Source organism: Paraburkholderia sp. Ac-20336, assembly GCF_017105025.1.
Taxonomy (GTDB): Bacteria; Pseudomonadota; Gammaproteobacteria; order Burkholderiales; family Burkholderiaceae; genus Paraburkholderia.
The window spans coordinates 1-4,951 of the sequence record NZ_JAAGPS010000234.1; the positions used below are offsets into that span (position 1 = coordinate 1).

Here is a 4,951-nt window from a genome sequence, read left to right on the forward strand (position 1 = left end):
TGGTTTTTAAAGATCGGTCCACAAACTCACAGCACCCAAACCACCCGGCACCGCTTCGTTCGCGTCGCTGCGTCTGCAGCAGAGAAACGAGATTATGCTGACCGCCCCGCATCACGTCAAGACCCTTGCGCGAATTTTCTTCGAACCGACGCAAAAAGATGCGCCTCATGCATAGTGTGTGAGGGCATGGCAACCGATCCCCTTGCGTGAGGGCGAAACATCTCCACATATATATATCGAGCGGCAGCGATGCCCGCCGATGCGCGTATCAACCCATCGTCCGCCGGAAACACCCACGCATGTGATGCGTCAACGTCTGCGAAGCAACACAAATATGACTAATTGATGTGCAAGCGTGAGCGCGAACACGCAAGCTCGTATATAATGCGAGCCGCGCAAATTTCGCATTCATTCTATCGGCCCGCTTCGAGCGGGCTCATCTTTTTGCTCCCCAGAGCACAGCCAAACAACCGCGTTGAGTCACATCAGGTGATGCTGAGCCCTGCTCGAAACGCCTGACGGTAGCGTCTTGCGTCTCATAGCGAAGCCTCTAGAGGAAAATACGTGAACCCTTTTGATCGCGAAGATTCGCAAAACGAAACCGCCTTCATCGCCAAAGCTTCCTCGGGCCGCACGGCCAAGGGCAAGGGCGCAGGCAAAGCGATCCCCGTGGCGGCCGAACTGCAGCCGCAACAAGCCGAAGAACGTCAGCGCCTGATGCGCGCGCTGATCCAGCTAGGCAAGGAGCAAGGCTACCTGACCCACGCGCAGATCAACGACCACCTGCCCGACAACTTCACGCAAACGGCGGCGATCGACAGCATCGTCAGCGCGTTCAGCGACATGGGCGTGCAGGTCTACGAGCAGGCCCCTGACGCGGAAACCCTGCTGCTGAACTCGAACACGCCGACCGTCGTCTCGGACGACCAGGCAGACGAGGAAACCGAAGTCGCCCTCTCGACCGTCGACTCCGAATTCGGCCGCACGACCGACCCCGTGCGCATGTACATGCGCGAAATGGGCGCGACCGAACTGCTGACTCGCGCGGGCGAAATCGCAATCGCGAAGCGCATCGAAGACGGTCTGCATCAGATGGTGCAGGCGATCGCAGCGTGCCCGCTCGCGATCTCCGCGATTCTCGCGAGCGCCCAGCAGGTGGCCGACGGCGAGTTGCGCATCGACGAACTGGTCGACGGTCTCAATGAAGACGACGTGGCCGCGGAAGAAGACTCGAACTCGAACTCAAGCGCCGACGCCGATGCCGACGAAGACACCGACTCCGACGATAGCGACGAAGACGAGGACGGCGACGACGTCGGCCAGGCCGACTCAGCGGCGGCGGACGAAGCGCGTCTGAAGCAGCTCACGAGCGACTGCCTCGAAATCTTCGCGCAGGTCGGCATCCTGTACGACCAGATGAGCGAGGCGCACACGCGCGGCGACGTCGGCTCGAAAGCCTATCTGCGCGCCCGCGAAGACATCCAGCTGCACCTCGCGCGCATCCGCTTCACCGCCCGCACGATCGACCGCCTGTGCGGCGACGTGCAGCATCAGGTCGCGCAAGTGCGCTCGATCGAGCGCAACATCCTGCAAATCGTCGTCTCGAAGGCCGGCATGCCGCGCGAGAAGTTCATCGAATCGTTCGGCGGCAGCGAAACCGACCTCGGCTGGACCGAGCGCGCGGCGCGCCCGGCCTCGACGGCCTACAGCGCGGCGCTCGAGCGCCATCTGCCGGCGATCCAGTCCGAACAGCAGAAGCTCATCGAAATCGAAGCGACGGTTTCCCTGCCGCTCAAGGAGCTGAAAGAGATCAACCGCCAGATGGTCGCGGCCGAGTCGAAGATGCGCAAGGCCAAGAGCGAGATGATCGAGGCGAACCTGCGTCTCGTGATCTCGATCGCGAAGAAGTACGTGAACCGCGGCATGCTGTTCCTCGACCTGATCCAGGAAGGCAATATCGGCCTGATGAAGGCCGTGGACAAGTTCGAATACCGTCGCGGCTGGAAGTTTTCGACGTACGCGACGTGGTGGGTTCGCCAGGCTGTCACGCGTTCGCTCGCCGACCAGGCGCGCACGATCCGCGTGCCGGTGCACATGATCGAAACGATCAACAAGCTGAACCGCATCTCGCGCGAAATTCTGCAGCAGACCGGCCAGGAAGCGCATCCGGCCGTGCTCGCCGAGCGCATGGAACTCTCGGAAGAGAAGGTGCGCGGCATTCTGAAGATCGCGAAGCAGCCGGTCTCGCTGGAAACGCCGGTCGGCGACGACGGCGACGCGACGCTCGGCGACATGATCGAAGACGCGGGCGTTTCCTCGCCGGCCGATGCGGCAATGCAGGCCGACCTGCGCGCCGCCATCGACGACGCGCTCGACTCGCTGTCGCCGCGCGAAGCGAAGGTGCTGCGCATGCGCTACGGCATCAATACGAAGTCGGACCACACGCTCGAGGAAGTGGGCAAGCAGTTCGACGTCACGCGCGAGCGGATCCGTCAGATCGAAAGCAAGGCAATGCGCAAGCTCATGCATCCGAGCCGCGCCGACCGTCTGAAGTCGTTCCTCGACCGTTAAGCCTCGGCCGCCCTCACCTTCAGGCCGCGTTCAGGCCTTCATGCTTGCCGTGCTCCCCGCACGGCAAGCCGCAACACCCCGCCTCATACACAAGCAGCAGAACCAACCGGCCAACGGTGACTTCTGCTGCCTGCTCCCTTCAGCCGCGTAGCACGCATGTGGAAACACAGGGTGATCTTCGCGCGCGCGATGGCTATTCGCGCTCCATTCTTCGCGACAGCAATAGAACACGCAGCGCACGCATAACTTCTTCCGCTCCCCATGCCCGCACGCGTGCCTTTGCTTCGCCACGTCGCACGACATGGCGCTTCACGTCGATCCAAACAGGCGTTCGATTGTTGTCCACAGAAACTGGGAACAAGCTTGTGGACAACCTGCGCATGACCGCGCTAACTCATTGAGCCCACTCGATTTCACGCGCGCGCTCACGACAGGTCGCGAACCTCGCCTACCATCGTCCGCATACACGCCCGCGCTGATCGCCGACACCCCGCCTTCCCGGCCTCACGGCATCACAAACGTCTTCACGAGCGTCAGCTCGCCCGGCTTGCGCATCGGCACGCGGATCGTTTCGCTCTTCTCGTCCGGCGTGTTCTCGTTCGTGATAATCGTGACCTGCGCGACCGTTATGTCGCTGCCGCTATTGCCGTTGCCGTAGTAGTTGACGAACACGAGGTAGGTGCCCTTGAGCGGCGCCGCCGACGAATAGATCTCCGGCCCGTAGCCGGTCGTCACGTCGACGTCGAGCGAGCCGCCGTTGGGCGTCACGCGATCGCCGTACCACGCGTGCGCGCCGTCGGGCGAGACGACGTGCAGATCGAGGTCGGTGCCGTCGGTGTCCCATGCGAGCACCACGCGCAGCTTCGGCTGCGTCTTGCCGCTGTAGGCGTCGTAGAACTGCACGCGCTTGCGGCTGCCGTCCGGGGCGCGCAATTCGACGCTGTTGCTGCCGGACGGAAACGCATACGGCCGCGAGAAGCGGCCGTCTTCCTCGACGCGCTGTGGCAGCGGCGTGCCGTTCACGACGAGCGTGCCCACCGAGGTGCCCTTCTTCTTCGGCGTGTTGCGGATCTGCCCTTCGATCAGTGCGAATTTCGACTGCCCTTCCGGCGTCGACACCGATACCGCCGGGTAGTGCACGTCCTGCGTATAGCGCTCGCTGTCGCCGCTCGTGTTGCGCCAGCCGTTCAGCGGCGCGCTGAAATCGATATCGCCCGCCCAGGCGGCCGGCGCCGTCTGCACGCAGACGACGAGCCACCAGCCCGCCGCCTTCAGCCAACCTGTCGCGCTGGATTTCATCGTTGCCGCTCCTGTCTCACGCTCTACACGGGAAAAAATCCGCCTCATCACATCGCTCGTCGAATCGTTCATGGGCTCGCTCATTGAATCTGCCCGTCGGTGTGGATCAGCAGACGCGCGGTGCGCTCGACGAACGCTTCGTCGAGCCCGCGCGGATGATGCTGGAACGCGAGGTGCAGGTATTCGTGCGTCAACGCGATGCGGTCCTCTTCGGTCACGAGGCGGTACACGTAGACGCGATTGCGCTGCGCGTCGGCATAGGGCCGCCCTTCGCGCACCGCGCACACGGCCGGCAGATCGGGCGTCTCGTAGCCGTCCGCGCCTTCCAGGCGGCGTGCCCACAGCGGCGCGTTGCGTTGCAGCCAGGCTTGCGCGCCGGCCACCGCGATGCAGTCGCCCGCGAGCGGACTCTCGAACGAAGTCAGCGTCGCCTGCGGCCAGGTGCGCGCGAGAATCGCGTCGAACGCGCGGCCGCCTTGCGCGGATGCCTTCGCGTCGAGCCAGCTCATCTGCCCCGGCGCGGCCTTGTCGTGGTGATACTGGACCGGCACGCCGGTCAGCACGAGCGCATCGGTCAGATCGGCGGCCCGGCGCGCGGCGGGCTCGGGAGTGCGCGGCAGGACGCGCTGCGTGCTGCTGCTGTCGTCGATACGGAAGCAGCCGTGGTCGTGGCGGCCGTGCTGCACGACGTAGGTGCGCGCCGCGACCGCGAGCGCCTTGGCGGCTTCCGGCTGGCTCGTGTCGCCCTCGCGCTCGACCACGCGCGCCACGTAGTCGTTCATGCCGAACCGGCCGACGATCTGCGCCGCGCCGCTCCCGTTCCGGTCGAGCCGCAGTTCGCCACGGCTCGTCACGCGCGCCCAGTTGCCGTTGACGAAGCCGACCCGAAACTCGCCGCGCAACGGGCCGTCGGGTACGGCCGTCGAGCTTCGCTTGCCGCCGGGTGCATCGTCGGGCGTGTCGTCGTGCACTGCGCCGAGCACTTCGCGAACCGGATAGCGGCTGAAGAAATCGACGAGCACGCAGGCGCCGTCGTCGGGCACCGTGATCGACGTCAGCAACGGCGCGATGCGCGGCGCCG

3 protein-coding genes are annotated in these 4,951 nt (G+C 64.6%); 1 reads left to right on the plus strand and 2 read right to left on the minus strand.

Annotated features, from left to right (window positions below):
* The first annotated feature begins 564 nt into the window (after window positions 1-564).
* Complete coding sequence (gene rpoD / locus GXB81_RS30370; protein WP_167050336.1) at window positions 565-2,571, plus strand: RNA polymerase sigma factor RpoD; 2,007 nt, start codon at window positions 565-567, stop codon at window positions 2,569-2,571.
* Between the two features lie 504 nt (window positions 2,572-3,075).
* On the opposite strand, the gene GXB81_RS30375 is transcribed toward rpoD, so the two are convergent.
* Both GXB81_RS30375 and GXB81_RS30380 read right to left on the minus strand, forming a co-directional pair.
* Entirely contained in the window at window positions 3,076-3,870 is a 795-nt protein-coding gene (locus tag GXB81_RS30375; protein ID WP_167285825.1) for a DUF2135 domain-containing protein, read from the minus strand.
* Between the two features lie 80 nt (window positions 3,871-3,950).
* Window positions 3,951-4,951 (minus strand): DUF2300 domain-containing protein (locus GXB81_RS30380; protein WP_205991140.1); only part of this gene is annotated, 1,001 nt, incomplete at its 5' end.